This window comes from Prochlorococcus sp. MIT 1304 (assembly GCF_047305015.1).
Taxonomy (GTDB): domain Bacteria; phylum Cyanobacteriota; class Cyanobacteriia; order PCC-6307; family Cyanobiaceae; genus Prochlorococcus_A; species Prochlorococcus_A marinus_E.
Genome location: NZ_CP138974.1, coordinates 1,560,958 through 1,587,297 on the forward strand (window position 1 = coordinate 1,560,958; position 26,340 = coordinate 1,587,297).

Genomic DNA, 26,340 nt, shown 5'->3' on the forward strand with positions numbered 1-26,340 from the left:
TCATTAAATGAAGAAGGTTGTTATTTCCAATAAAGTTCATACTGAAGTTATTGAGTTATTAGAAAAAAATTTTGAAGTAATTAGTAACCAAAATGATAAACCTCTAACTTATGAAAAATTAAAGTTCTTATGTAAAGATGCACATGGTGTGATGGTATTCATGCCAGATAGAATTGATAAAAACTTTTTAGATAATTCAAAAAATTTAGAGATCATCTCTGGAGCACTAAGAGGATTTGACAATATTGATTTGGAAGAGTGCATAAAAAGAAATATTAAATTTACAATGATCCCAGATTTACTTGCTTCGCCAACAGCAGAGTTAACTTTAGGACTTCTTATTGGTTTATCAAGAAATCTACTAATAGGTGATGAATATGTTAGATCTGAAAAGTTTAAAGGTTGGGAACCAAAATTCTTCTCAAATGGGATTGAAGGGAAAAATGTTTGTCTTCTGGGTATGGGTAAATTAGGGGTTGAAGTAGCTAGGAAGATTAAAGGTTTTAATGTAAAACTTTTTTATTATGATTTACAAAAATTAGATTCAATAGATGAACAACAACTAAACACCAAATATCTGGAATTAAATGATCTTTTTGAGAAGGCTGATTATTTGGTTATTCTTTTACCTTTGAAAAACGATACTTACCATTTTATTAACTTTGAAAATATTTTAAAAATAAAAAAAAATTGTTTAATTATTAATACTTCAAGAGGTTCTGTAGTAGATGAGAGTGCAATTGCACAAGCAATTAATTCTGGGCACATAGGAGGATATGCTTCAGATGTCTTTGAATTTGAAGATTTATCGATAAAAGATCGACCAAAAAAAATTAATCAGGAATTATTAAATTTAAAAGATAAGACTTTTTTTACTCCTCATCTTGGCTCGGCAGTTGATGAAGTTAGACTTTTTATTGAATTAGAAGCTGCTCAAAATATTATCAACTTTTTATATCATTAATAGTTTTATACATTTTTATATAAGAGATATTTTCTTTTTTGAAATAATCACCTTCAGATAAAAAACCGAATTTTTCATAAAACATTTGGGCTTTTTTTCTAGAAAATAAATAAATATAATTTATGTTTTTTAATTCTAAGAAAGAAATTGAATGACAAATTAATTTAGACCCAAATCCTTTTTTTTGATAAGCAGGTTTTGTGGCCATTTTTCTAATTCTTGCTTTATTTTCTCTCATGAAAAGTGAAATTATTGATATTAATTCCTCTTGTTTATATAAACCAAAATGTGTCCCATTTTTATCATCTTCAAGAATACAAAATTCTCTTTTTTTATCTGGCCAAATAGCTTCATGCCTTATATCAATAGTTTGATTAGAATATATTTTTCTAATTGAAATTGGCATTCTTAATTATCTTTTCTTCTTAAATTTATCTTAATCATAAATGTTTAATATCTTGTTAAGACTTGTATTTAGGTGGAATCAGTTTTGAACAATATAAAATTAAAATTCGATAATGACGGATTTATAGTTAATGAGAACCTAATAAATCAAAGTGATTTAGAGGCAATTGAAAAATGGATTAGTGAACTTAACGACTCTAAAGAGGTTAACCATCATTATGAAAAAACAGTTAATGGTAAAGTGCTTTCAAGAACAGAAAACTTTGTAAGCTCGCATACATCTTTTAGGGAATTTCTTTTAAGTTCATCAATAAAAGATTATTTAACTATGCTATTTGATGATGAACCAATATTATTCAAGGAAAAAATAAATTATAAATACCCAGGGGGAGCTGGATATGCACCTCATCAAGATGCTCCTGCTTATCCTTTTGGAAAAAAACACATAACAATGCTATTAGCTATAGATGACTCTGATATAAATAATGGATGTTTGGAATTTGCAAGAGGTAGAAATAATGAGGGCATAATAAATATTGATGAAAAGGGGTGTATAGATTCACTAACCGCAGAAAAATTTGTTTGGGAGAAGATACCTCTTAAAAAAGGAGGCGCAGTATTTTTTGATTCTTTTGTTCCTCACAGAAGTTCAACAAATAAATCTAGTCGTCCAAGAAGAGCGCTCTATGTAACTTATAATGCTAAAACTGAAGGCGATTTAAGAAAAGATTATTATGACTTTAAAAAGGACTCTCTTAAAGATGGATATGTAAGTTTAATAGGTCACTTTGAAGGAGAAGCAATTAAATGAAATACAAAACTATTAAAAACTTCAAAAACAAATTACAAAATTCTGATAACAATGAATTTGTAGATTTATTATTTGACTTTATTAAGGAGGAAGGAAAAACTAATTATGATGAATCAGTCACTCAATTACAACATAGTCTCCAAACAGCTTCACTCGCTCGCACTGAAGATGGCAGAAGGCATATAGTAATTGCTTCTTTGTTACACGATATAGGTCATCTTCTAATCGATGAAAATGACTCAAAAAATGATTTCTTAAAAAAAGATCTTAACCATGAAAATATTGCTTCAAATTTTTTAAAAGATTTTTTCTCTGAAGAAATTACAGAAAGTATTCGCTTACACGTTGTAGCAAAAAGATATTTATGCTCAATCGATAATTCTTATTATGAAAGTTTATCTAAAGCATCTAAAAATAGTTTTAAGATACAAGGTGGTGCTTTAAATAAAGAAGAGATTAATGAACTAGAAAATAATAAATACTTCAAAGATGCAGTTCGATTAAGAAAATGGGATGATAGAGGAAAGGTTTCTCTAAAAGAAGTTGAAGAATTAGATACTTATAAAGAAATGATTGTTGCCGAAAGATTAGCTATCTATTAAAAATATATTCATAGCTTATATTTATAGATTCTTTAAGAGAATTGCTTATGAATGATGATTCAATTTTTTCTTTTATAAAGTTCTTTATTTTTAATTTCTTAATAAGTGGAAGGCATATTTTACAATGCAAGGTTGAAATTTTATTATTTTGAACATCACTTTTAGAGATAATGTCAACATAAAAACTTTTTGATTCAATATTATTCTTTTCTAGAATTATTCCAAGAGTTGTTGAAATACAAGAAGCTAAAGATGCAGACAATAGATTTGAGGGTTTAGTCTGTTCGCAAGAATCATGTAAATTTCTATTCGAATTTGTTTTTATTTTTAATTGATTTTCGAAGATAATTTCACTCTGAAATTCACCTACATATTTCGCCTTAATTGACATATAAAAATAGCTATTATTAAGAGCTTATTATGGGTAAATTAAGTTAAGATTAAGGCCAAAAAATTTTGCTAAATTTAATAATTGATTAAAAAATTTTAAATGCAATTTTCTGATAGATATCTAAGTATTTGGGTTTTCTTAGCAATGTGTATTGGATCTTTATCCGGTTATTTATTTCCTAATTTATCTCAAATTATAGGCGGATTAGAACTCTCAAGAATAAATCTTCCAATAGCAATTCTTATCTGGGGAATGATTTTCCCAATGATGTTATCAATAGATTTCAAGTCAATAATAAATTTGAAATATAAGATTAAAGGATTTTCTATTGTCCTTTTTATTAATTGGTTAATAAAACCAGTTTCAATGGCAATCATTGCAGCCTCTTTTTTATATTTTTTATATGGTAATTTTATAGATCCTGTACTTGCTAAAGAATATGTTTCTGGAATGATTCTATTAGGAATAGCACCATGTACAGCAATGGTTTTTGTCTGGAGTAATCTTGCTAAAGGCGATCCTTTATTTACTTTAATACAAGTAGCTATTAATGATCTAATATTAATTTTAGCCTTTCCATTTTTGTCAAAAATTCTTTTAGGATTTAACAGTATAGATATCCCTTTAGATACTGTTTTCGGTTCTGTAATAATCTTTATTTTGGTACCACTTTTTCTAGCAATATTTTTAAAAAATAAAATCAATAGCGAAAAAAGAATAAAAAGTATTTTGAATAAAAGTAAAAGTTATTCGTTATTTTTTTTAATTCTTACTGTCTTTTTATTATTCTTTGTTCAATCAAAATCTACATTACAAAATCCTATTCATATAATCTTAATTTCAATTCCATTAATAATACAGACTCTTTTTATTTTTTATTTAACTGCTTTTTCAATGAAGTTTTTTAGGCAAAAGTATTCTATTTCCTGTCCAGGCTCGATGATAGCCGCTTCAAACTTTTTTGAACTTGCAGTAGCTGTATCGATAACTCTTTTTGGTATTAATTCAGGAGCTGCTTTGGCTACCATAGTTGGGGTACTAGTAGAAGTTCCTTTGATGCTTTATTTAGTAAATATTTCTAAGTCTTCCAAAATATTATTTATAAAGTAATATTTTCTTCTTCAAGTTTTTTCTTTAGTTCTAGTGGCATATAAGTAATATCTTTTTTAACTGCATCTATAGCATCTTTATACTTTTGCAGTAAGTCTCAGCTAATAATATATAAAACGCAAAAAAGTGAGCACGCAAATGGCACGCATAATAACTTTAAATATTTGAAAAACATCTTTAGCAATCAAATAAGGAACAGGGTAAAATTTCTCTAGTGAGAAAAATTTGAAAGTAAAAAAAATAATTGCTAGATGAATTTTAAAAACAGAAGGAAGATATTATCTTTCATTTATAGGTATTCACTTAGAAGCTTTTTTTTATTGATTCTATTTAATGTCAATAAATCACTAGCTAATAATTGCCAGAACATTGGTGAAATTGGAACTTCTGGCAGTTGTAATGGAAAACTAATTGTTAGCAGACAAAATCTTCTCGACGCAATCTCAGATGGAAGCTATGCCGTTATTGGTCCAGGCAATGTTAGTTACACATTTGCTGAGGGTGGTACTGGTGATATTTATACAGGAAACATAAATGATTTCTCTTCATTATTTAAAGGTAAAAAAACTTTCAATCAAGATATTGGGTATTGGGATACAAGCAGTGCCACAAATATGTCTGAAATGTTTTCTAATGCCAGGAGATTCAATCAAGACATCAGTAATTGGGATGTAAGTAATGTAACTAAAATGAACAGAATGTTCTTAAACGCAAGATATTTTAATCAAGACATTAACGGTTGGGATGTAAGTAATGTTGAGCAAATAAATCTCATGTTTAGGAATGCGCATAGGTTCAATCAATCTTTAAATAGTTGGGATGTAGGGAATGTGACACAAATGGCTCATATCTTTAGGAGTGCAAAAGCATTTAATGGCAATATTTCTGCTTGGAACACCTCAAAAGTGAAAAATTTCATAGCAGTTTTTGATGGTGCAAAAAGTTTTAATCAAGACATAAGTAATTGGGATGTCAGCTCTGGAACAAGAATGAATCATTTCCTAAGGAACAATGCTGTTTTCAATAAGGATCTATCTAGCTGGGATGTGCGCAAATTTCGCTCTGAGCCTAGTCATTTTGCTCCAAATTTATTAACTGCGGGAGGAGTAAAACCATGTTGGGGATTAAATGGATGCGCATCTGCAGATTTAATTCCGGTTCTAAGTTCCTATTCACCAAATAATTTTGATGTTTCTCATGGAAGCAATCTTGATTTGGAGTTGAATTTTAATATGGCAGTTGAACTGGTAAGTAAAAAAAGTAATGTTATCCTTCACAAAATGAGTGGAAGCAACCTAAAAAAAGTTGCAACATATAATTTACTCAAATCAGACAAAGTTAGTTTCTCAGATGACAAAACAAAGATTACAATCAATATTGGACCTAAAATTACAGACAATACAAAATATGTTGTCCAGATAAGACCTGGAAGTATCAAATCCTCCTCTTCAGGGGCATATTTCCAAGGTATCCAACCTGAATATCAAAAATCAGGAAGTATATGGTTTTCGACAGGCAGTAATGATCAAGTACTTGACATCATAGGAACCACTCCATCAAGTGGATCAAATTCATTAGAGACTGAAAATCCTCAGATAATAATCAGATTCAGTGAAGATATTGCTCTTGGTACAGGGAATGTAACCCTAAAAAAATATTCTGATGATTCTACTGTCAGAGCTTTTAACGTTGCCAATTCAACAGATCAGGAAGATTTACAAATAAACGACACTGATTTGACCATAAAATTAGTAGATACTAATGGTGATACATTAGTTGTTGGATCCACCAAATACTATTTGCAAGTAGATGCAACTGCAATTGATAATGCAGGCTCATCTAAATCATTCGCAGGAATTAGCAATAAAGATGCATATTCATACACAACTATTTCTGCCAGTAATTGCGGTGCAATAACTGGTCAGGCAAAATATTGGAAAGGTAAAGGAGCAGCAAGTAGCAGTGTAAAGATATATAGAGATAATTCTCTTGTAGATACAAAAACTACAGATGATCTTGGTTTTTATTATTTTTATCCCACTCAAACAGGAACTTATCATGTTGAGTTTGTAAAGCCTACAAGTAATTCTAATGCAGATAAATTAACAAGAGCAGCTTTATCAATACCACAAGGACAAGTAAATTCAGATGATATTGTTCCAGTCAACTCTGGGAGATGGGTAAGAAATATAGAAATCACTACAGCATGCGAGTTTCATACAGAAATAGATGGCCTTTTAATTGATCCTGCAGGTGTTATCTATGATGCGACCACGCGCCAACCAGTCTCAGGAGCTACTGTCAGACTTTTATATAATGGAGAATTAGTTAATAACGACTGGCTGGACGACAGTGGTGGTAAAAATTCACAAATAACGAGTTCAGATGGACAATACAGTTTCACTCTTAAGGCAGACTCAGCTGCAGACGGTACATACACGATAGAAGTTCTACCTCCAACTGCTTATAAATTTCAAAGTTCTCAAATTCCAGTAGAGGGTGATACATATTCACCCCAATTAGGAGGATCAGTAGAAGAGATTCAAGATCAGGAAGAAGCTCCTGCATCAGATCAAGATACAACTTATTATTTATCATTTTCATTCGTATTTACTAATGAAGCTGCCACCACGTCAAATGGAGTAATTAATAATCATATTCCTATTGATCCAGCTGTAGATCCCACAACCAAAGCAGATGTTAATGGTTTGGTAGAGGCATGGACTAATGCGGCTATTCGTTTTAACAAATCAAGTGTCAAAGCTGTTGATAAACGATTTGATTGGTTAAGAAGTAATCAAAATTCGGAAAAGAAATCTCATCAAGGTATAAATATTTCATTTGATAATCAATTATTAGAAAAGGCTCTAAATGGTTCTTCAAAAAGATTCAAAGACTTAAATTATAGAGATATAGAAAGTTGGGCTAGATCTAATTGGTCTAATGAGAGACTAAAAAAAGAATCAGATCAGGTTTTTAATGATCTTATTGATAACTCTGTAGATCTTGCTTTTGCCGAATTACGAGAAAAAACATTTAAGCCGAATCTGAATCCAACCGGAGGTGAATTAATTGGTAACTGGTCAGTTTGGACTAATGGTAAGATTCTTTTTGGAAATAAAGGTATTAGTTCAAAATCATCAGAACAAGATATCAATAGCTTATTTTTAACCTTGGGGATTGATAAACCCTATAAAGAGAATGGTTTATTTGGAGTTGCTTTCAATTATGGAAAAGATGATATAAGTGTAGGCAATGCAGGGAGTGGTATTGATTCTACAAACTTAGGCTTTAATTTTTATTCTTCAAATCTTCTAAAAGATAAATTTCCTATAGAATCTCAAATCGGTTTTGGAAAGATGGATATGAATACGAAAAGAATTGATAATTCTACTTCTCACATAGGAGATAGGGATGTATACATGATTTTCGGCTCTGCGAAGATTTTGGCAGAGCCTTTTAAAATCAAAAATTTTCAATTAACTCCTTATGGAAGATTAGATTTGGCTCATATTAATTTAAAGGCCTTTTCTGAATCTGGAAGTAGTCTCGCACTCTCATTTAAAGATCAAACTGTTAATAGAAAAATGGTCTCTTTAGGAGTAAATGTAGATAGGGATTTTATATTTGAAAATTGGAGATTAAAACCATTTTTAGGAATATCTTATGGTTATGATTTCACCGGAGATTCGATTGTAGATATGAATTATGTTGGTGACTCTCAAAATTACAGAATTATTCTTGATGAATTTAGTTCAAATAATTGGAACACAAATATTGGTTTTGAGTTTTTTAGGGATAATGATTGGTCAGGAAGTATTAGTTATGAGTATGAAAAAGCAGGTTCTTCTTCTCATATAAATTCCTATCAATTTAATATTTCATGGTTCTTTTAAGAAAGTAAAATAATTTTCGAAAAAACGTAATTAATTTGAAGCACGCAAATGGCACGCATATCCTTCCAAGCTAGTCCTAATTAGACCACACTTTTTTCTCTAAATATACTGATATAGCTATAAGTCTCAAATATAGCCTCAATCTTGCGGGTTCTTTGGGAGCACTAGTTCGCAGGTTCGAATCCTGTCGCCCCGACTCTTAAAAACCAATTCATACTAGCGAGTTACCCTGACTCGCTTTTTTATTTATTTTAATGTGACATATTTGTATTTTTGTCATATTTATGTCATATGTCAGTCTTTGTAGAATTATTCATGAATATTCTTAGTTTTTCCCTATGTCTTATCAAGGATAAAAATTCTAAAAGATAGACTGATAATATTCACAATGTTCTCTAAGGGGTTTTGGGTTAGCTTTATCACTTTTTTTGTCTATTATTTATTTATGGAGAAATTTACTCTTATAAATAAGGACAGATCAAGAATAAAAGTCTTTGAACCATTTGAAGTTGTTTCCAAGCCTTCGCCAAGCATTGATGCAATGATGATTTCTTACGGGTGTGTCTATAAGAGAAGTAGTAAACCAGTTATGAGAGGTTCACGAGTAGAAACTATTGAAGATGCAAGAAAGGAATATAAGCAGTTATTGGAAGAGGGTTGGAAGAAGACAAATATTTTTAGAAGTTATTTTTAATTAAAAAAACATTTGCATAATTTCTTAAAACTGGTAATTTTAGTGGACTTGAATAAGTTCAAATGCAAGATCAAAGAATTGAAAAGATAGCAGCTGTTGCAGTAAACATAACTAAAGTGCTAGTAATCATTTATCTAGGCTTCGTAGAAGTATTTAAAATTGGTAAATTACTCAGAGAGAAGTTAGATGCTGAATTTGACATTTCTCGAAAATGGGCTTCACAAGCTTATTCAATTCTAAAAAAACGACAGGCGGAACAAAAAGTAGCGAGAGTTTAAAATTTTTTGCTATAAATTAACTGAGGCCAAACCTCGTCAGCACACTCTACGTTTGCTGCAAGACATAGATTGATTCAATATAGTTGCGAGTCAATTTAATAACCCTTTCAGTAGTTGGAATTTCTGGAGGGGTTTCTTGTTACTGATATTTATTGAGTAGGCGATTATAAATTACCAACAATACTATTACTCCAACTATTCCATAAGTTGCATGGGCTGGATCATGATGATTCTGCCAAATCTCCTGTAAAAATTCCTTCAATACTTAATAGCTATTACCCAATGAGGATAACACTTATGAGATTTTTCTCTAATTAATTGTAATTTTCTGCTATTTTTTTACCAAAATTTAAATATGCTCTCTTTCTCTACAAAATTCCCGCAACTATTAGTATTTTCAGCTTCAACTGGAATTTCACTATTTAACGACCTTAAAATATCTACGATTGAGATGGCAAAATTTAAATTCTGAGCTCTACCCTCGTCTCCAGGTAAACTCCAGGTATTCACTCCAACTACCTCACCATTGCTATTTACCAAAGGGCCTCCGCTATTACCAGGACTTATAGCTGCATCTGTTTGTATAAGAGTCACATAATATGGGACTACGTCTTCTAAATCACTTGATGGTTGTCTCACTGCACTTACAATCCCTCTAGTCACTGTTCCCGCTAAACCTAAAGGAGATCCAAGAGCAATTACATTTTGACCAGGTCTTGGATATTTACTAAAACAAAGAGGAAGAGCTTTTGAATTCTTAGTGTTATTTGATTGTATTAATGCGAAATCAAGCTTTGAGTCTACATAAATAACTTCACCTTGATCTTTTAACCCATTATCTCCAGAGATAGTGAATTCTTTATCTCCACCGGCAACTACGTGCATATTAGTAACAATAAGTCCTGTATTATTTATAAAAAAGCCACTTCCTAATCCAGAATCTCCCTCTAATTTGACTACTGATGGAAGAGTTATAGATGCTATTTCCTCTATATCAAGTTTTTTTGAACTAATTGAGGCTCGAGCTATTTCATATTTAGGTTTGTTCCACTCTTTTGTATCCTTTTGGAATAATAGTTTTAAATTTTTTATTGTTTCATCACCTATAGGGATAAATTTATCTGCTAAACCACTATTTGGGATAGCTTTAATTTGTAAATTAATAGATTCATTCTCACCTATATTCTTTATTCTTTTTGCAAATCCATAAGGGAATTGAAATTCACCTCTACTACCTCTTAATCTAAACCTCTTGTCTCCAACAAATATCTCAATAAAACCAGGAAAATCGTAATATCTAGCACTTTCATAAGTACATGTCCAAAAACCACAACCACCCCAAGTTAATATTCTTCCTTCTAATTTGTTGGTATTCCATTTCGTGACATAACTTTTAACTGCTCCGGTACTAAAATCAGAAACATAATCCCTATCAAAAATTGTTAATTCATATGAATTTCTAAGAGATGATTTGTATTTTATGATTTTGGACCAAGCAATCTTAGGATTTTTCTTTTTCCAATCGACATCTTTTTCATATTCAATAACTTCTAAACCTGTATCTTCATCAATAACTACATTTCGCAGGTATTTCTCACTACATCTTTTTTTATTTTTGTGAACAGGTGAATCACAATTAATCTTTACGGCTAATAATTCTTGAGCATTAAAAAAAGAGCCAAACCCCAAAACAATTACTAAAAGTATTAATTTTCTCATCAAATAGATTTTCTTTTATTGATATTATCTGTATTTAATTTAATTGTCCCTCTTTTGTTAAGAGCAGCTTAAGCAAACAAAAAGTCAATTTAAAAATCAGAGCTAAGAGTAAAGCCAGAAAATAAATAATCCTAATTAAAACTAATTATAACCATCAAAATCTTGTCTCCAATTACCTGCTAAAACTAGTATTTCCTCAGAACATAACAAATGTCTTATAGATTTCTCAGAAGTTAGTACTAGTGCTTTGGGAGTACTATATCGTAGGTTCGAATCCTGTCGCTCCGACTCTTAAAAACTAAGTTATATTAGTTGGTCATCCAGACTAGCTATTTTAATGGGGAAATTCACTTTACTCTCTTGATATCAGTTTGATGTCAAATGCATCTTGGCAGAGTCAAAATCTTTTTTAATAGTTGTCAATAATAATAAGTATCTATTTTGCTTCTCAAAAACAGTATCTATTTATGCAAGGTGATTTATAATTTCATAATTAATTTATTGATCTAACTTACAAAAAAGTATGAATATTAAGATTAATCCAAAATTTTTATTTCCTACCCAATATTGGGAAGTTGAATTAAAAGAAAGTATAAAAGAATTGCAAAATGAGTCATATATAATTAAGAAAAATGATCAGGAAGGGGTTATAAAAAGTAATACTGGTTTAAACGGATATCACTCTAAAGATATAAGGAATTTTGAAAATATCCCAAAAATCAATAAGTTGATGTTTGAGATAGCTAATTGTGTTAATTCAATTCATCAAGTCAGTAGAAGGGGGAAACTTAATTTGGCTAATTTTTGGATAAATATTAGTGGGAAAGGAGCCTCTAATTCTCCTCATGTACATTCCGGCAATAATTATTCGGGTGTTTTTTTTATAAAAATACCTAAAGAAATGAGTGGAGGAAGATTTCTTTTTTATAGAAATTTTAATGATGCAGCATTAAATTCAATGGCTTACATGGGTCAATTTAAAGATGGTTATAAAATGCAGTCCTATGATTATCCGATTATCACAATTCCTCCAAAAGAAAATATGTTGTTAGTTTTCCCTTCTTGGGTTCCTCATGCAGTAGAGACAAATTTATCTGATGAGGACCGTATAAGTCTTTCATTTAACTTTATTTTAAATAGATCTTTGCCCTGAAAAATTCTTCACTTATAAATAGCTAACAGCGGTCAAATATGGCTAATTGAAAGGTGAAATGTTATTAGTAGGGTTGCAAAAAGCATTCCTTTCAAGGCAATAGGAAATACCCAAATACCAATAAATCTATGGTCAAAAAATCTCAAATGATCTCACCCCTGAAAATACTTCTTAAAGAAATAAATAGGGATTCTGGTCGCTTATAAGATGGCCCACTTAAAGGGAGGATGAAATGATATTGAATTTAGATATTCGAAGTAATCAAATGACTCCATAATTTTTACTCGTAATTTCCAAAAACTATATTTTATCTCTCAAATTTCAATTGATTTAAATAGATCAAAACCTCGTATAAAATGCTTGTTAAATTTTTCTTAACTAATATTTTGATGAAAAATATTACTTTATTTGTCATATCAAACCTAGCAGAACTAATCAAAATTAGATCTTGCTTGAATACCCATTACCGCACTATGACTGTTAAGTCCTTCGGGAGCACTAGGTCGCAGGTTCGAATCATGTCGCCCCGACTAAATCAAAACCAATTCATACTGGCGAGTTACCCAAACTCGTTTTTTTATTTCATTTACTCGTTGGCTCCAATGCGCCAACGAATCGCCAAAAAATAGTTTGATCTTAATAAAGAAACAAATGTTGAATAAGTTTTTTAAATAAAGTATTTTCTTTATAATCTTTTTTAAATTTATGTCTGCCTTAAAATCTTTTGCTGCTTTATCGATCGCATCAATGAGTATTTTGCCTTTAACTCCAGAATTAAAAGCGGATGATTATGAAAAAGGATTTTATGGCACTATCGGTGCAGGTGCTGGTACTTTTTCTGATTTACTTTTAGTAGGAACTCCATTCGCATTAGCTTTTGATCCCGGATTTAGTTATGAAGGAAGCTTCGGATATGACTTTGGAAAGCACTTTAGAGCAGATGTTAGTTATACAAATACAATCTCAACTATAGTTACTGACCATCAAGCTAAGTTCGGTTCAATAATCCTAAATGGATATATAGATCTTCCAATTGAGGATACAAAATGGACTCCATTTATAGGAGCAGGATATGGTTCAACAAATGTGGATGCAGTAAATTTATGTACTGCCGGAGGCACAGATGACTGTACAGATGACGTTGCTACCTACAGCTTAAGTGGAGGTATAAGTTATGCTCTAAATTCAGATACTGACATAACAGGGAAAATAACATACTTGGGATTTGACACAATTAACGTAACTGATGATGGGACACTTGTAACTGTTACCGAATCTGAAACGCTTTCAGCTCATATAGGAGTGAAATTTAAGTTTTAAAAGACAATTTATTCTTAAATAATCGCCAACGAATAGCCAACAAATATCATATAAAAGAACTAATAAATTAAGTTAGAATTAAATTTTTCTAATTATAACCATATAGAACTAATGCTATTTTCATTAAATAAGTGCTTTGGGAGCACAGGGTTGTAGGTTGGAATCCTGTCGCCCCGACTCTTTAAATGCAAGTTGTACTAGCGAGTTACCCAGACCCGCTTTTATATTGCAAAAATATGACCACTCGAAACTTGGTCAGATAGTGATCAAGAATTTATTTTTACATTAATCTAATTTTTTTTATAAAGAACGTAATTAACTATTTAATTAAGGATTAAATATCCCTATTACTCAAGCAGTTTATTTCTAATATCCTCTTCTCTTTTTGCATTTTTAACAATTATTTTTTGTTCCTTATTTAATTCTTTTAGAGGTACTTTAGAGATTTTCAAATTATTATCATCATCCATGCTTACTACACAATTAAATTTAAATAAGGGGTCAAGTAAGGGAAAATCACTTCTTTGATGTGCGCCCCTACTCTCATTTCTTTGTAATGCCGAAATAATTGTTGCTTTTGCACTAAACAAAGAAGATTGTAAATCAAAGATCAATGCTAGATCTTCGCAATTATACTGATCAATTCTTACATCAACATCACTAAGTTTTGTTTTGATACTTTCTATTTTTGATAACCCCTTTAAAAGTAATGTCTCGTTTTTAATCACCCCACAATATTTCCACATTATTAATCGCAATTCATTTTGAAGAGGCCTCACCAATTCATTACCATTTTTAATAAACTTATTAATATTTTGATGGGCAATGGCGATGGCTTTATTTGATCTCATTTGCTGAGCTAAATTTTTTGAATATTTTGAGGCTGCAATACCAGCACGTCTTCCAAAAATAATAATTTCTGCTAACGAATTACCACCCAAACGATTAGCTCCATGAAGTCCTCCTGCAACTTCACCAGCCGCAAAAAGACCCTCTACAGAAGTGGATAAATCCTCAGGATTAACTAAAATTCCGCCCATAGAATAGTGAGCAGTTGGCGCAACTTCCATTGGTGATTTTGAAATGTCAAGCATTTGAGCTTCAAGAAATTGTCTGTATATGCTTGGAAGTTTTTCAATAATGAACTCTTTACTTTTATGGCTTATATCAAGAAAAACACCACCATTTTTGGTTCCTCTGCCTTCAATTATTTCTGTATAGTTAGCAATTGCTACTCTGTCTCTCGTAGATAATTCCATCCTTTTCGGATCATATTCTCTCATAAATCTTTCGCCTTTATTATTTATTAACTTTCCACCCTCACCTCTTACCGCTTCAGTAACCAAAGTACCCTCAATTTCTTCGGGTAAGACCATTCCAGAAGGGTGGAATTGCACCATTTCCATATCTATTAATTCACATCCTCCTTTTAGACTTAAATAATAACCATCACCTGTATTTTCATTTTTTCTAGATGAACTTTTTTTCCATAATCTTGTATGCCCTCCTGTACATAAAATAACCGCATCTGCTAAGTGCACAGTCCTCTCTGAAGTAGACAAATTAAATGACATTGCTCCAAAGCATGTATTTTCCCTAATCAATAATTCAGTTACATATTGATTGTCATAGATGGGAATCTTTAAATCATCTGATTTTTTTAAGAGAGTTTTTAAAATTGATAATCCAGTAAAATCACCTGAATAACAAGTTCTGCGATATTTGTGCGCACCAAAAAATCTTTGATCTAGTTCACCATTTTTTAATTTTGCAAAGTTAGCTCCCCATTTATCTATTTCTTTTACTAGTGATGGTGATTCTTTAGCCATTATTTCAACCTTTAAAGGATCCCCAATGCCATAACCCTCTAAATAAGTATCAATAAAATGCTGTTCCCATGAATCTTCTTTATCTAAGTTGCCTAAAGCAGCATTTATGCCTCCTGCCGCTAAGACGGTATGAGCATCAGTCTTCGGTCTTTTTCCTAGAATACATACATCGAGACCAGATTTTTTTATTTCAATAGCAGATCTTAAACCAGCTCCACCGCATCCAATCACGAGAACATTTGATATCTGAGTGAGGTGCTCTTTAACAGGCAATTTTAAGTTAATTTAGTAATTTAATTTTAACTCTTTGCTTTCGAAAGACATAAATAATTCTAAAATTCTAAATGTGGTCAAAAAGTGGAGTAAACCTGCACTTGGTGGTTTAGTTCCTTATCAATGACCCAAAAAATAAATTTTTAACCTATTTAGCCTTTTTATTTTTTAAGATATACAAAATCCAGAAACCTAACAAAATGAGTAAATTTAAAGATAACTTTTCAAGCGAAAGCTTTTACCCAGATAGTAATTATTATCTTGACCAAGACGATACTTCTCAAGAGAAACCAATTTCAGACGACCAAAAATCCAATATGGGGGAGAATTTTGAATGGCCAAATACCTATTGGTTCATTGCTGAAAGAACAAATGGAAGACTTGCAATGATAGGTTTCATGGCTGTCATTATTAATTACAGCTTATTTGGATGGATAGCTTATCCAATCCTTTAAATGAGTAATTCTAATTTTGACAAAAATGGTTTAGATAAGTCTGGAACACATTGGCTTCAATATGCTGCGTTTGTTTTAACTGCATTTGCTATTTATTTTGGCTGGGCATTTTTCAATGATTCCAATTTCCATCAGTTCTCTGTAAAAATATTCAAGTTCTGGAATTGTAATGGATACAACCCATTAAGTTATTGCTTGATGCGTTGGAAAGTAAACTTTTATCCTTAAAAAAGTAATGGATACTAGTTCTTACTAGTTGGTTAATTCAAATAGATCAAGGTTAAAAGGGTTTATCGAAAATACAATTAATAAAGATCAATTTTTAAATATATGGTTATTGATACTGAGAAGGTTACTTCTACTTGGGTATAAGAATTACCTGCAATAACAACCAGAGAAGAATTAAATAAAGATGCAGCTAGAGAAGAATGGAAGGAATTAATTGCTCAGGGTTGGAGAAGAACAGAGGAAGACTAGACAAAAAAAAGAGAGCTTGGGCTACTAATCCTTAATAGATGATCAAATAATACTGAATTACTAATCATTTGCGGAGCAAGTAGTAGGATTTTCATAATCTTTAAGCTATTTCTATTCCTACCAAAGTCGAAAAGTATAAATCTTTCACTTTTGCTAACCAATTTACTTTAACTTCCCAATTACTTTTATTGGCTTTTAATTAGTTATATGTTTTTGAGGAGTTTTCAAGTAATTCATTTAATTCTAGAAGTTCTTCTTTACTAAGTTCTCGGTATTCTCCTGTGGGCACGTCTAACTTAATATTCATGATCCTTACACGCTTTAATGATCGTACTCTATATCCTAAGGCCTCACACATTCTTCTAATCTGGCGGTTAAGCCCCTGTGTAAGTATTATTTTAAAATTTCTTGGACCCAATTGTTCTACGAAACAATTTTTAGTAATTGTGTCTAATATTTCCACTCCATTACTCATGCTTTTTATAAAGTTGCTATTAATCGGACGATTAACTTTTACAATATATTCTTTTTCATGATTATTTCTTGCTCTGAGTATTTTATTTACGATATCTCCATCATTAGTTAAAAAAATCAATCCTTCACTGAGCTTATCTAATCTTCCGATAGGGAAAATTCTTTTAGGGTATTTAATGAAATCTATGACATTATTGGGTTCTAATTTTTTATCTGTTGTGCAAACAATTCCTACAGGTTTATTAAAAGCTAAGTATATGTTTTTTTGTCTCTTTGATTTTTCTATTCTTTGACCTTTAACTTCTACTTGATCATTATCTTCTACTTTGGTTCCAATTTCTGGAATTTCGCCATTTATAGTTACCTTTCCTTCTAGGATTAACTTATCTGCTTCTCTTCTAGAACAATAACCGACTTCACTTAAATATTTATTTATTCTGGTAGCCATTTTTGATGTTTCATTTGTATCTGCACTAAATAAAATAATTTACTAATCTCCTCATATTTTAGATCGGCTGTCAATTTTAGTTAGAATTCTCATTTTTGAATTTCAGATTTTTTTCATGATTAATTTACTTCGCAGAGATCTAACTCTCTTTCTAAGTCCAAACTTCTTCAATTTTCCTCCATCCCTTAGAAAGTAATCTTACATAAATTTCCCTAGCTAAATCTATTTCAACAGAAACTGTATTCTTCATTACTGGTGGTTTGTTTCCTAATCCCCCAACTATTTTTCCAGTATCTATAAACATATACTCAAAAACTCCATCAATACTCTTATCGTTTTTCATAAATCTTTTAACTTCTGACCTATTTGAATTAATCAACCAATAAGATTGAGCCATTAATCTAACCTTGGGATTAGTAAGCGTTCCATTTAAAACAAACTCATTTGATCAGTTTCTTTTTTCTTTAAATCCTCTACTAGCCAACCATCAGGGGACCAATTCATCATGATTGCAAATAACCCTTTTAATTCATCTGCATCTTTAACTTGCTCTGTCCATTGTTCCTCATATCCATTAGGCACGATCACAGGCATTCGGTCATGTAAAGGTTTAATTAAATCATTTGGATCAGTAGTTAAAATGCAGCAACTCTCAAGTTCTGCTCCATCTGGTGAGGTCCACTTACTCCAAATTCCTCCTAACCAAAAAGTCTCATGATTTACTTTTCTAACACGATATTTTTTTTCAAAAAAACCGCTCGCAGGTATTAGGCATCTTTTATGTTTCCAACTTCCACTAAATAATTTTTTTTCTTCTACGGTTTCTGATCTCGCATTAAATGGTCTTGGTCTCTCTTTATCAAATGGGTCTTTAGCCCAAGGAGAAATAAAGCCCCATGTCATAAAAGTAGTCTTAATTTTTCCTTCGTTTTTAATTACAAGCACAGGATCATTAGGTCTTATGAGATTTTGAGTCTCGTATTTAGAATCAAGTCCACTTGGATAGTCTTTTTTCAAAACCTTTGGCAACTTCTCAAATTTAGTTTTCAGCTCAAATCTTCCGCACATTGATTTTTAAAATCTTTTTAAACTCACTTTAAAAAGTCAAATTTTCCCTATTTTAGATCTACTTTCAATTTTCTCAAATAAAAAACAATTATTTTATCTTAGAAAGTTTTTCATCTAAATAATTAAAAGAAAATATAGATATTGAAAAGCTTCCTCAAATTTAATTTGAATGTTTCAAGATTAATTTATGGCAGATCCAATTCTTTACTTATCTTTGTTACTGGGACTTGGAGGAGTTTATGTATTAATCTCCTCCTTTCATGATGATGACGATGGGGATGATGATGGAGAAAAATACATTTATAAATTAGAACACACTAATCTAGCGAAATAAATAAGGTATTCATAAAGATTTTTTTTAAAGTAAAAGATGCTTGAGATAAAAGGATACCTTCGAGAATAATCTTCTAAGATTAAAGGAAATATTTTCTAACTTTAACTATATTTACTGAATCATTATATTCATTTTTAAATTTAGTTGTTGGTCCTCTATCCGTATATGTTTGTGCCTTAAACCGTACATTTTTATTAGTCGATTGATGAGCATGCTTAGTTAGAACTTAGTGGTAACGTAGTTAATTCAATGCCTTCAAGACCAATAAAATCTTGTAATAAATATGTGTTGAGTTACAAAGATTCATCAAATAAGACACATGAAGTTGGCTTCTACGCACGCGATGCATACGATTGCCTAATGCTTGCTAGAGAATTCAACTCTTACGTACATGAGAATCCAGGATCTGTAATCAGAATCCAACAAAAATTTTGAGGTAATTATGAATTTAAAAAGATCACAATTCGCAATTCAAGATAAAAATGCAAGAGATCTTGATAATGCAAAAGATTTTCCAACAATTGCAGATTTAATGAGAGAACAGAAAGTTCCACATGATGACGGAAATACAGTTCACCACCGTAGAGATTTAGACTCCCTCGGTTAGTTTAAGAGAATAGCTATTTACTAATTTTTTTAAAAATTAACGATCATGATGAATGATATTTGCAATTCATTCATAAGATAATATTCTCTTCCTCAAGTTTTTTTTTAAGCTCTATAGGCATATATGCAATATCCTTTTTTATTGCATTAATGGCATCACTATACTTTTCCGGTTCAGCTAAAAGCATTTTTATTAAATTGTATTGATTTTCAATTTCTTCAGAAGAAAATTTTCCCATAAAAAATAGCTACTACCTTTTTATTTTAAATCAACAATCAAACACACAAAAGATTAACCATTAGTTAGAGGCTGCCGCAATTTCTTTATGGACGGAAAGAAATTCTTTATCTGTTAGAACTGGTGTAACTTCAATTTCTACGCCAAAATTATCGACCCAGATACTACTCCATTTCCAAATGTTCTGATGGTTTGAAGATTCAACTATTGCCCAACCATTAGCCCCCTCAGGATTTAGTACTCGATTAAGAACTTTAAACCCATCAAATTCATCACCTTCGCATCCTCCTTCCACAAAACCTGCAAAAGCTTCGGCCCCTTGCATATGACTTTCTTGATCTGGAAATTGCCAGTGTAAGATGTAAGTTTGCATGAATAAAATTATTTTTTTAATTATTAATTATCGAATTTAAAAATTAAATAAAAAGTCTTTAAACACTAATTAAAAAGAGCTTAAGCCTAAAAGGAAAAAAAGCAAAAAAAAAAGACTCTTTCGAGCCTAGGTGATGGGGACTCCTATAATGACAAATTAAACAGAAACAAACAACCCCATCAATAGGTAATTTTAAATACTTACAAACACCATATGTAGTGCTAAGATTTTAAAAAGGCTGGGTGATGGGGATTATCCCGCTTTTTGATTAGGGCGAAGCTAACGCCCTTTTTTTATGGAAAAATTTACTTTAATCAATAAAGCTAGATCGAGAATTAATGTATTTGAAACTTTTGATGATAGTTCTAAGAATCCTTCTATGAATTAATGAAATTTTAATTTCCTATGGTTGTGTGCTTAAGCGATCAAGTAAGCCAGTTTTGAAAGACTCTATGGTTGAATCTATCGAAGAGGCGAGAAAAAAATATAGAAAACTGTTAGAGGAAGGGTGGTAAAAACTTATAGAATTAACAGTTTTTAAAAAAAAATGGTGAATAGGTACTTTACCTAAAATTTGACATTATTAAAAAATAATTGCTAGATAAGCTTCAGAATGGAATATTAACAATGAATAAAGACATTTATTCAAATATTAAAGATTCCGATGCTTTGGAAAGTTTTTTTGAATGTATAACTTCTTGTAGCATCAATAGTGAAGGAGTAGATTGCACAACAGCATGTTATGTAAAACATTTAGAACCAAACAATATCGATTACCCTTTAAAATTTTCGTAATCAAAGCTTATTGATAATTGTTATATTTCATTGATGTTATTCCCACCTCCTCAAGTTATTTTTGGCCTATTGCTTTTATCTATAGCAGTAGTTCTCATCTGGGATATTAGATACAATCCTTTTGGAGAAGACGAAGACGGGATTTAATCTTTAACTAGGAAGCTGATTTGTAGGTGGTGCGTGAAATTGCCGTTTCTTTCTTTTGAGTCTTTTGTAAGCGACTAAAGAGCCTAATAATAACAATGTAATAGCTATTGAGTTAATCATATCGGGTAGTTTTATATTTATAAAAACAAATATGTTCTAAATATCAATGACTAAAGTTATTTTTTCAAAAAATTTTTTAATTATGGATTAATTTTTAATATTTAGCTTTTTCATTAGGTAACTAAAACAACCAATAGAAAATGCTTATCTGACCAAAAGTAATTTCTATGCAATTAGAATCACTTTTTCTTATTTCTCATTTAATATTGCAGAACAGCTTTTAGATGTTGTACTTCTTTTTCTAAAGTCTCAATTCTTTTTTCTAGTTCTTCATTAGTTGCCATTTTTTTTAAAGATAAATTCCTTGATATTTATACTATTAAAAAAGCGACTTATTACTCATGGTAAATGTCAAATAAGTAATAGAACCTATTGATGTGCATAATCTCTCTAGATAAATTATGCAGAGTATAAATTTAGGTGGAATTTATGAGTGGAGATTATGAGACACTAGAAATAAATCAACCTAAAATTACATATTTCCAGAAAAGATCCGAAAATAATACAGAATGGTTAGATGAATTAATCAACCAAATTGAAAATATGAAAAACAATATATCTAAATCTGATTAATGACAGGAAAAGAATTAGAGGAATTAGAGGAATTTGCAAAAGAAAATGGATACAATGACGAGCTAAAAGATATATATTTAAGGGAAGTTATTGACAGAAATAAAGAATACGAATGAGATCAAATTTTCGACCAAACATTCGACTAGCTACAAACATATTTTTAGTTATTGGTACTTTTGCTATTGCTTTAAAGATTGCTCCAATAGCAGAGGTATATCAGGAAAAAAATTTATGTATTAAATATTTAAAACATCAAATAAATAGAGACAAACTTATCAAAAGACTAAAAATAGTTAAACAAGCAAATCCATCTAGTATTTGTGACTCTATCCTTAAAAGTTAAAAATGAAGCTTAAGTCATTTACCCCCTTAATTGCAGTCTTTGGCACTTCACTATTAATAACCATTACATTGCTTAAAAGTTTCCAAATTTATATGGGTATATCAATTTGTCTTTTAGCAATGCTTAAGCTTATGGATATTGAAGCTTTTGGAACAAGTTATAAGAAATATGATTTAATATCTTCTCAATTTGATAAGTGGATATATATTTACCCTTTTTGCGAATTATTAATTGGAATAAGTTTTCTTAATTCTTCTCCACCCACTTTAATTATTGTTATCGCTCTAATTTTAGGAATTTCTGGAATGATTTCGGTATTTAAGGCAGTTTATTTGGATAAATTAAAATTAAATTGTGCATGTATCGGTGGATATGCAAAAACTCCTTTGGGAATTATTAGTTTTATCGAAAATCTATTAATGGCAATTATGAGTGTCTTAATTTTATTTAATTAGCGATTTAATAAATTTTCATTTATGTTTAAATTAGAAATTAAATTTAATCGTCATAATTAGAGCATGGCACTAAAAAAAACATATATGAAAAGAGGATTTTTAAATTATCTAATTTTTTCTGGAATTCTTTTTACAAATATAATTAATCCAAATAAGAGTATTGCTTTAACTCAAGAAAATGTAGGTATCCCAAAAGTTATTTCTTACAGATCAGCATCATGTGGTTGTTGCAAAAAATGGATCAATCATTTAAGAGATAATGGATTAGAAGTTGTTGATAATATAGTTGAGGATGTTTCAGTAATTAAAAACCAATATCAAATTCCCAATAATCTGAGATCATGTCACTCTGCTCAAATAGCTAACTATATGATTGAAGGACATGTCCCGATTGAATCAATCAACAAACTTTTTAGAGAAAAACCAAATATCAATGGGATAGCAGTTCCAGGCATGCCACTTGGCTCTCCAGGGATGGAAATGCATTCTCACGATTCGCACTCTCATGATTATGAGAACTACAAAGTAGTTTCATTTAGTAAAACTGGCAAAACAAAAATATTTGATAAAATCTCTCCTTAATAAAAATACTTTTTTGAAATAATGTATATTTTTCTTAGAAATTTTAAATTTTTTATTTTTTTACTTACCTTATTTCTAAATTTCAATAGTTATTTGCATGCACATATGCGTGGTACATTTCTTTCTGAAGAGGACGCCGAAAATAGATCTTTAGAACTTGGTTGCAAAGGAATACATAAGAATAAAGATAAATGGATGCCATGCAAAAACGAAAAAGAATTACATATCTATTTGAGGAAATAGATGAAAAAATTAAAAACAAATCAAAGAAAAATTCACAGGAAAATAACCGCAATTTCAGCAATCCCTTTGCTAATTACTATTGTATCTGGGACTATTTATAGTATTCTTCAACCACTTGGAATAGATTCTTTTTGGTTAATAAAATGGCATACAGGTAATTTTGGCATTATTAATTTGCAACCTTTTTACTCGATATTTCTTGGTATGGCTTCAATAATCTCAATAATATCTGGCATTAAACTATTACAAAAAAAATCTTAGATATATTCTCAGTTAAGCCAAAATCTTACTAATTAATACTATTTGCGCCCCCACTTACTAAGAAAATTATCGCTCCTAGTGCCATTGTTGCTACACCCATATAGGGGTATTTCTTAATTCTTGATTTAGTAATTGGGAGCCATGAAAGATATCTATCAGATTTATTTAATTCATTTTTTTGCCTAGGTGGCAATCCTAATTCTTCTCTTCTTTTAGCTTCGCCCATAATCTTAAATTTGTTTATGTATCAATATTAAAAATTATGTACCACACCTGCGAGTTAACTTTATTAAGAACAGAGGTCCTTTATAGATAAACAAATCATTTAAAATTTATTTAGCCTTCTTTAAATATAGATTCTTTGTATTTGCCTGATCTGATGTAAATAACAAAATTAATATAGTTCCAACTAGAAATGAAAAAATCATTGTCAAACCAACAACTTCAACCATCTCACTAGGCAGATAATTTAGAAACATAATCAATAGATCTCTTATTTTTAACTTAGCAATTGTATTTTTTATGTAAAGTAAGTATTCCTCCTTAAATTTCAAAAAGAACTTTCTGAGACTTTTTAATCTTTATTTATTTTTATTTGCGGGATAAATGTAGTTATAGCCGATTACAATTTCTTACTTTGCTAATCCTATTTTCTTGAGCAATTTCAAGTAAGGCAAGGCCCAATTACCAAAGGTAAAAGAGATTGTTGTATTTTTTGTAGTTGGTAATAATTTTTTAGTATGTGTAGAGGCTAATTTAGAAAATATCTTAATAGTCTCTGCTTCTAGATTATCCATATACAATTTTTTTTGAACACCTCGATCTTTCTTTTGGGGCAAATAATTTTCTATAAACCATAAAACTTGATCTAAATTTGATTTATTGGGTGAGGTTTTAATTTGTTTATTTTTCTTTTTAAACATATTTATTTACCTCTTAATTACTGAATTAAATTTGCCATTTATATAATTTAAATCAACTGTAAAAGCATCAAAATTATGTTCTTTTTAATAATCGATAATCGAAAAAATAAATTAATAGTTACGTTGTTTTTATAAAAATAAAAAAAGAGAGGGATCAACCCCCTCTTAATTGATCAGTTTCAAAAAAGAATTTAATTTTTTGAGTCTTTCAATTTCATTTCTTTCTGTGTTTTCTTGATCCTTTCTTCAAAGACGGATCTTCTGTATGGAGTAACTTCTCCACTTTTAGTAGCCAAAAGTTGGGCTTCATATAGCCTATTGGCTCTTTTGATTTTTTCTCTTATTTGTAAGAGGTTATTCATGGTCTTTTGCAGTTAATGAGAATCCCGTTCCCTACTCCCATTGCATGCGTCCAGAGATATAAACTTGGATGAACGTTAGTGAACGATAACATCTTTAAAAAAATTTCGCGAGAGTAATTTTTACTAAATTTTTCTCAAAAAAATAAATATTTAATAGATAGTATAAATAAGGTTTTAATACTTCCTAAATTAGGATAAGAAAATTGTTTGCGACCTATCATTATTATCCTGAATCACTATTTTTTTATTTGGGAAAATATCTGATAATATTCTTTTCAAATTTGAATTATCTGAAGGAATTATATTACTCATATTTTTTGAACTTATTTTCCAATTTTCATCTACAAATAGTTCTTTATCATCACCTTTTTCATTTTCCAGTGATGTCTTATTTAGAATTTTAAGTAACAGTTCTGAATCATAATCTTTAAATTCTTCAGGGCCATCTTTTAAATTTTTAATCATTATTTAGAAATCTAATGTTTCTAAATCTTGCATAAGAAATTTGAAGAATACAAGGTATTAATTACCTAAAAATATCTCTAAAGATAAAAAATCCTGATGCAATTAAAATAATTTTCTTTAGAAAATTTAATTCCAAAATAGCTAAAGAATGATATTTAAAAAGATTAATTAATCATTTACACAATTTTTTTACTTGTTAATTTGCAAATAAGAGATTAAGGAAAAATGCCAAGAGTAATTAACAAAAAAATTAGACTTTTAAGATGGTTAAACTCAGGCATGATATTACCATTTATCTTTATGGCTGCATCCTCATCTATTATTCTTTATTGTGTTTTATTTTTCCTAATAAAATAGCTTTATCATTTAAGCAGCTAAATTTACCTCTGATTTAGACATTATAATCGCAGCTTTTTTTAATAAACTAACTACTTCTTTTCTTCCAACTGCCTTATCAGCTTGACGCATAATTTCAGCATATTTTTTATTTATTTTTTTCATAAATAGTTTTAATTTAATTCAAAATTACAACACTATATGATGGTGTCAATCGTAAATAATTCTTATATATTAATTATTTAATTATATTTGCACAAAAAAATTGTTCATTTATTATCCTTCAAGTTTTTTTATTGATGATGCCAAAAATCATAAATAACAAAATAAAGAATCATCATAATTAAGCAATATTAAAGGATTTGAAAACATAAAATAAACATCCTATTAGGATCAATATTGCAGCTCCATAAAAAAGAAAAGGGATAATTGGATATTTATACAATGTAGTCCTTACTTTTTGTTGTATGGCTTTTTTATCAAGTTGAGGCAACTTTATATCTTCAGTTTTTTCTCTAGGCGGAATACCTAAATTTTTTCTTCTCTTTGCCTCACCCATAATTAATACTGAGGAATTCCCATACATTTTAAATAATTGTTATCAGCTATATCTAAAATTTGATTCCATTCTTCATGAGATGTTTCCAAATTATTTTTAAAATCTTTTTCGAATTTAAGAATACATCTTTTTTCTATATTTTCTGGAGAATTATAATTTCTTAAAAAAGCAATACTCAAATAAGATAATGATGAAAAAACTATAATTATTTTTGCCATTGTAAATTTATTCATATCTTTGGTGTTGCCTTATAAAAAA

At 30.0% G+C, this 26,340-nt stretch carries 40 protein-coding genes; 23 read left to right on the forward strand and 17 right to left on the reverse strand.

Annotated elements, in window-relative coordinates; genetic code table 11:
* Positions 1–7 precede the first annotated feature (7 nt).
* On the forward strand, positions 8–964 hold the full coding sequence (locus SIB45_RS08905; protein ID WP_011863202.1) for a phosphonate dehydrogenase: 957 nt from the start codon (positions 8–10) through the stop codon (positions 962–964).
* Here the strand turns inward: SIB45_RS08905 and SIB45_RS08910 are convergent.
* A complete protein-coding gene (locus SIB45_RS08910; protein ID WP_011863203.1) occupies positions 945–1,370 on the reverse strand; it encodes a GNAT family N-acetyltransferase in 426 nt (141 codons plus the stop codon). The genes SIB45_RS08905 and SIB45_RS08910 overlap by 20 nt on opposite strands.
* A 72-nt stretch (positions 1,371–1,442) precedes the next feature.
* Between SIB45_RS08910 and SIB45_RS08915 the strand changes: the two genes are divergently transcribed.
* Positions 1,443–2,180 (forward strand): phytanoyl-CoA dioxygenase family protein, encoded by a 738-nt coding sequence (locus SIB45_RS08915; protein ID WP_144038818.1) that lies wholly within the window; start codon positions 1,443–1,445, stop codon positions 2,178–2,180.
* A complete protein-coding gene (locus SIB45_RS08920) occupies positions 2,177–2,782 on the forward strand; it encodes an HD domain-containing protein (protein ID WP_011863205.1) in 606 nt (201 codons plus the stop codon). Before SIB45_RS08915 ends, SIB45_RS08920 begins: the two co-directional genes overlap by 4 nt.
* Here SIB45_RS08920 and SIB45_RS08925 read toward each other — a convergent pair.
* Positions 2,772–3,173 (reverse strand): OsmC family protein, encoded by a 402-nt coding sequence (locus SIB45_RS08925; RefSeq protein ID WP_011863206.1) that lies wholly within the window; start codon positions 3,171–3,173, stop codon positions 2,772–2,774. The two genes, SIB45_RS08920 and SIB45_RS08925, sit on opposite strands and share 11 nt — an antisense overlap.
* A 99-nt stretch (positions 3,174–3,272) precedes the next feature.
* On the opposite strand from SIB45_RS08925, the gene arsB reads away from it, so the two are divergent.
* The 4 genes from arsB to SIB45_RS08945 all read left to right on the forward strand — a co-directional run bounded on the left by arsB (position 3,273) and on the right by SIB45_RS08945 (position 9,151).
* Positions 3,273–4,283 (forward strand): ACR3 family arsenite efflux transporter, encoded by a 1,011-nt coding sequence (gene arsB, locus SIB45_RS08930; RefSeq protein ID WP_011863207.1) that lies wholly within the window; start codon positions 3,273–3,275, stop codon positions 4,281–4,283.
* Positions 4,284–4,603: 320 nt separating this feature from the next.
* Entirely contained in the window at positions 4,604–8,179 is a 3,576-nt protein-coding gene (locus tag SIB45_RS08935; RefSeq protein WP_052292849.1) for a BspA family leucine-rich repeat surface protein, read from the forward strand.
* Between the two features lie 445 nt (positions 8,180–8,624).
* Entirely contained in the window at positions 8,625–8,873 is a 249-nt protein-coding gene (locus SIB45_RS08940; RefSeq protein ID WP_041484768.1) for a DUF1651 domain-containing protein, read from the forward strand.
* Positions 8,874–8,935: 62 nt separating this feature from the next.
* On the forward strand, positions 8,936–9,151 hold the full coding sequence (locus SIB45_RS08945; protein WP_011863210.1) for a hypothetical protein: 216 nt from the start codon (positions 8,936–8,938) through the stop codon (positions 9,149–9,151).
* A gap of 339 nt (positions 9,152–9,490) precedes the next feature.
* Here the strand turns inward: SIB45_RS08945 and SIB45_RS08950 are convergent, their stop codons facing one another.
* The gene (locus SIB45_RS08950) at positions 9,491–10,870 is read right to left on the reverse strand and encodes a S1C family serine protease (protein ID WP_011863211.1); all 1,380 of its coding nucleotides are present in this window, start codon (positions 10,868–10,870) and stop codon (positions 9,491–9,493) included.
* 523 nt (positions 10,871–11,393) lie between these two features.
* Here SIB45_RS08950 and SIB45_RS08955 point away from each other — a divergent pair.
* Entirely contained in the window at positions 11,394–12,023 is a 630-nt protein-coding gene (locus SIB45_RS08955) for a TIGR02466 family protein (protein ID WP_011863212.1), read from the forward strand.
* 705 nt (positions 12,024–12,728) lie between these two features.
* Positions 12,729–13,343, forward strand: a complete 615-nt coding sequence (locus tag SIB45_RS08960) for an outer membrane protein (RefSeq protein WP_011863213.1) — start codon at positions 12,729–12,731, stop codon at positions 13,341–13,343.
* A 347-nt stretch (positions 13,344–13,690) separates the two neighbouring features.
* Here SIB45_RS08960 and SIB45_RS08965 read toward each other — a convergent pair whose 3' ends face one another.
* Positions 13,691–15,445 carry an FAD-dependent oxidoreductase gene (locus SIB45_RS08965; RefSeq protein ID WP_225866348.1) on the reverse strand — a complete coding sequence of 585 codons (1,755 nt, stop codon included), beginning with the start codon at positions 15,443–15,445 and terminating at the stop codon, positions 13,691–13,693.
* Positions 15,446–15,645: 200 nt separating this feature from the next.
* Between SIB45_RS08965 and SIB45_RS08970 the strand changes: the two genes are divergently transcribed.
* From SIB45_RS08970 to SIB45_RS08980, 3 genes are all read left to right on the forward strand, one after another.
* Positions 15,646–15,900, forward strand: a complete 255-nt coding sequence (locus tag SIB45_RS08970; protein WP_011863215.1) for a high light inducible protein — start codon at positions 15,646–15,648, stop codon at positions 15,898–15,900.
* Positions 15,901–16,128, forward strand: a complete 228-nt coding sequence (locus tag SIB45_RS08975; RefSeq protein ID WP_011863216.1) for a hypothetical protein — start codon at positions 15,901–15,903, stop codon at positions 16,126–16,128. It abuts the gene before it with no gap.
* 156 nt (positions 16,129–16,284) lie between these two features.
* Positions 16,285–16,377 carry a DUF1651 domain-containing protein gene (locus tag SIB45_RS08980; RefSeq protein ID WP_225866367.1) on the forward strand — a complete coding sequence of 31 codons (93 nt, stop codon included), beginning with the start codon at positions 16,285–16,287 and terminating at the stop codon, positions 16,375–16,377.
* A gap of 199 nt (positions 16,378–16,576) precedes the next feature.
* Here SIB45_RS08980 and SIB45_RS08985 read toward each other — a convergent pair whose 3' ends face one another.
* From SIB45_RS08985 to SIB45_RS08995, 3 genes are all read right to left on the reverse strand, one after another.
* Complete coding sequence (locus SIB45_RS08985; protein ID WP_011863217.1) at positions 16,577–17,299, reverse strand: pseudouridine synthase; 723 nt, start codon at positions 17,297–17,299, stop codon at positions 16,577–16,579.
* A 151-nt stretch (positions 17,300–17,450) separates the two neighbouring features.
* On the reverse strand, positions 17,451–17,696 hold the full coding sequence (locus tag SIB45_RS08990; protein WP_011863218.1) for a DUF1651 domain-containing protein: 246 nt from the start codon (positions 17,694–17,696) through the stop codon (positions 17,451–17,453).
* A gap of 32 nt (positions 17,697–17,728) precedes the next feature.
* Positions 17,729–18,367 (reverse strand): SOS response-associated peptidase, encoded by a 639-nt coding sequence (locus SIB45_RS08995; RefSeq protein WP_011863219.1) that lies wholly within the window; start codon positions 18,365–18,367, stop codon positions 17,729–17,731.
* A gap of 187 nt (positions 18,368–18,554) precedes the next feature.
* Here SIB45_RS08995 and SIB45_RS09000 point away from each other — a divergent pair, with 187 nt between their 5' ends.
* From SIB45_RS09000 to SIB45_RS09010, 3 genes are all read left to right on the forward strand, one after another.
* Positions 18,555–18,701: a hypothetical protein gene (locus SIB45_RS09000; protein ID WP_011863220.1), complete on the forward strand. Its 147-nt coding sequence runs from the start codon at positions 18,555–18,557 to the stop codon at positions 18,699–18,701.
* A 249-nt stretch (positions 18,702–18,950) separates the two neighbouring features.
* A complete protein-coding gene (locus SIB45_RS09005; RefSeq protein ID WP_011863221.1) occupies positions 18,951–19,136 on the forward strand; it encodes a hypothetical protein in 186 nt (61 codons plus the stop codon).
* 7 nt (positions 19,137–19,143) lie between these two features.
* Positions 19,144–19,308: a hypothetical protein gene (locus SIB45_RS09010; RefSeq protein WP_011863222.1), complete on the forward strand. Its 165-nt coding sequence runs from the start codon at positions 19,144–19,146 to the stop codon at positions 19,306–19,308.
* Positions 19,309–19,378: 70 nt separating this feature from the next.
* Here the strand turns inward: SIB45_RS09010 and SIB45_RS09015 are convergent, their stop codons facing one another.
* The gene (locus SIB45_RS09015) at positions 19,379–19,546 is read right to left on the reverse strand and encodes a hypothetical protein (protein WP_011863223.1); all 168 of its coding nucleotides are present in this window, start codon (positions 19,544–19,546) and stop codon (positions 19,379–19,381) included.
* Positions 19,547–19,606: 60 nt separating this feature from the next.
* Positions 19,607–19,918 carry a DUF3303 domain-containing protein gene (locus SIB45_RS09020; protein ID WP_011863224.1) on the reverse strand — a complete coding sequence of 104 codons (312 nt, stop codon included), beginning with the start codon at positions 19,916–19,918 and terminating at the stop codon, positions 19,607–19,609.
* 413 nt (positions 19,919–20,331) lie between these two features.
* On the opposite strand from SIB45_RS09020, the gene SIB45_RS09025 reads away from it, so the two are divergent.
* The 8 genes from SIB45_RS09025 (at position 20,332) to SIB45_RS09060 (ending at position 23,437) form a co-directional block, all read left to right on the forward strand.
* Positions 20,332–20,433: a DUF1651 domain-containing protein gene (locus tag SIB45_RS09025; protein ID WP_011863225.1), complete on the forward strand. Its 102-nt coding sequence runs from the start codon at positions 20,332–20,334 to the stop codon at positions 20,431–20,433.
* Positions 20,434–20,545: 112 nt separating this feature from the next.
* Positions 20,546–20,713: a hypothetical protein gene (locus tag SIB45_RS09030; RefSeq protein ID WP_187146048.1), complete on the forward strand. Its 168-nt coding sequence runs from the start codon at positions 20,546–20,548 to the stop codon at positions 20,711–20,713.
* Between the two features lie 696 nt (positions 20,714–21,409).
* Positions 21,410–21,553 carry a hypothetical protein gene (locus SIB45_RS09035; protein WP_187146049.1) on the forward strand — a complete coding sequence of 48 codons (144 nt, stop codon included), beginning with the start codon at positions 21,410–21,412 and terminating at the stop codon, positions 21,551–21,553.
* Positions 21,554–21,665: 112 nt separating this feature from the next.
* On the forward strand, positions 21,666–21,896 hold the full coding sequence (locus SIB45_RS09040) for a hypothetical protein (RefSeq protein WP_011863229.1): 231 nt from the start codon (positions 21,666–21,668) through the stop codon (positions 21,894–21,896).
* 2 nt (positions 21,897–21,898) lie between these two features.
* Complete coding sequence (locus tag SIB45_RS09045; protein ID WP_011863230.1) at positions 21,899–22,351, forward strand: MauE/DoxX family redox-associated membrane protein; 453 nt, start codon at positions 21,899–21,901, stop codon at positions 22,349–22,351.
* Between the two features lie 63 nt (positions 22,352–22,414).
* Entirely contained in the window at positions 22,415–22,933 is a 519-nt protein-coding gene (locus tag SIB45_RS09050; RefSeq protein WP_011863231.1) for a DUF411 domain-containing protein, read from the forward strand.
* A gap of 105 nt (positions 22,934–23,038) precedes the next feature.
* The gene (locus tag SIB45_RS09055) at positions 23,039–23,176 is read left to right on the forward strand and encodes a DUF3721 domain-containing protein (protein WP_011818705.1); all 138 of its coding nucleotides are present in this window, start codon (positions 23,039–23,041) and stop codon (positions 23,174–23,176) included.
* Entirely contained in the window at positions 23,177–23,437 is a 261-nt protein-coding gene (locus SIB45_RS09060) for a hypothetical protein (RefSeq protein WP_011818706.1), read from the forward strand.
* A gap of 28 nt (positions 23,438–23,465) precedes the next feature.
* Here the strand turns inward: SIB45_RS09060 and SIB45_RS09065 are convergent, their stop codons facing one another.
* The 8 genes from SIB45_RS09065 to SIB45_RS09100 all read right to left on the reverse strand — a co-directional run bounded on the left by SIB45_RS09065 (position 23,466) and on the right by SIB45_RS09100 (position 26,315).
* On the reverse strand, positions 23,466–23,663 hold the full coding sequence (locus tag SIB45_RS09065; protein ID WP_011863232.1) for a DUF2839 family protein: 198 nt from the start codon (positions 23,661–23,663) through the stop codon (positions 23,466–23,468).
* Between the two features lie 106 nt (positions 23,664–23,769).
* Positions 23,770–23,916: a hypothetical protein gene (locus SIB45_RS09070; protein WP_187146050.1), complete on the reverse strand. Its 147-nt coding sequence runs from the start codon at positions 23,914–23,916 to the stop codon at positions 23,770–23,772.
* A 153-nt stretch (positions 23,917–24,069) separates the two neighbouring features.
* Positions 24,070–24,360 carry a hypothetical protein gene (locus SIB45_RS09075; RefSeq protein WP_011863233.1) on the reverse strand — a complete coding sequence of 97 codons (291 nt, stop codon included), beginning with the start codon at positions 24,358–24,360 and terminating at the stop codon, positions 24,070–24,072.
* Positions 24,361–24,551: 191 nt separating this feature from the next.
* Entirely contained in the window at positions 24,552–24,722 is a 171-nt protein-coding gene (locus SIB45_RS09080; protein WP_011863234.1) for a hypothetical protein, read from the reverse strand.
* Between the two features lie 189 nt (positions 24,723–24,911).
* Positions 24,912–25,187 carry a hypothetical protein gene (locus SIB45_RS09085; RefSeq protein WP_011863235.1) on the reverse strand — a complete coding sequence of 92 codons (276 nt, stop codon included), beginning with the start codon at positions 25,185–25,187 and terminating at the stop codon, positions 24,912–24,914.
* Between the two features lie 366 nt (positions 25,188–25,553).
* Complete coding sequence (locus tag SIB45_RS09090; protein WP_413682126.1) at positions 25,554–25,688, reverse strand: hypothetical protein; 135 nt, start codon at positions 25,686–25,688, stop codon at positions 25,554–25,556.
* A 178-nt stretch (positions 25,689–25,866) separates the two neighbouring features.
* Positions 25,867–26,109, reverse strand: a complete 243-nt coding sequence (locus SIB45_RS09095; RefSeq protein ID WP_011863237.1) for a DUF2839 family protein — start codon at positions 26,107–26,109, stop codon at positions 25,867–25,869.
* Positions 26,085–26,315 (reverse strand): hypothetical protein, encoded by a 231-nt coding sequence (locus SIB45_RS09100; RefSeq protein WP_011863238.1) that lies wholly within the window; start codon positions 26,313–26,315, stop codon positions 26,085–26,087. The genes SIB45_RS09095 and SIB45_RS09100 overlap by 25 nt, the downstream gene beginning before the upstream one ends.
* Positions 26,316–26,340: the final 25 nt, after the last annotated feature.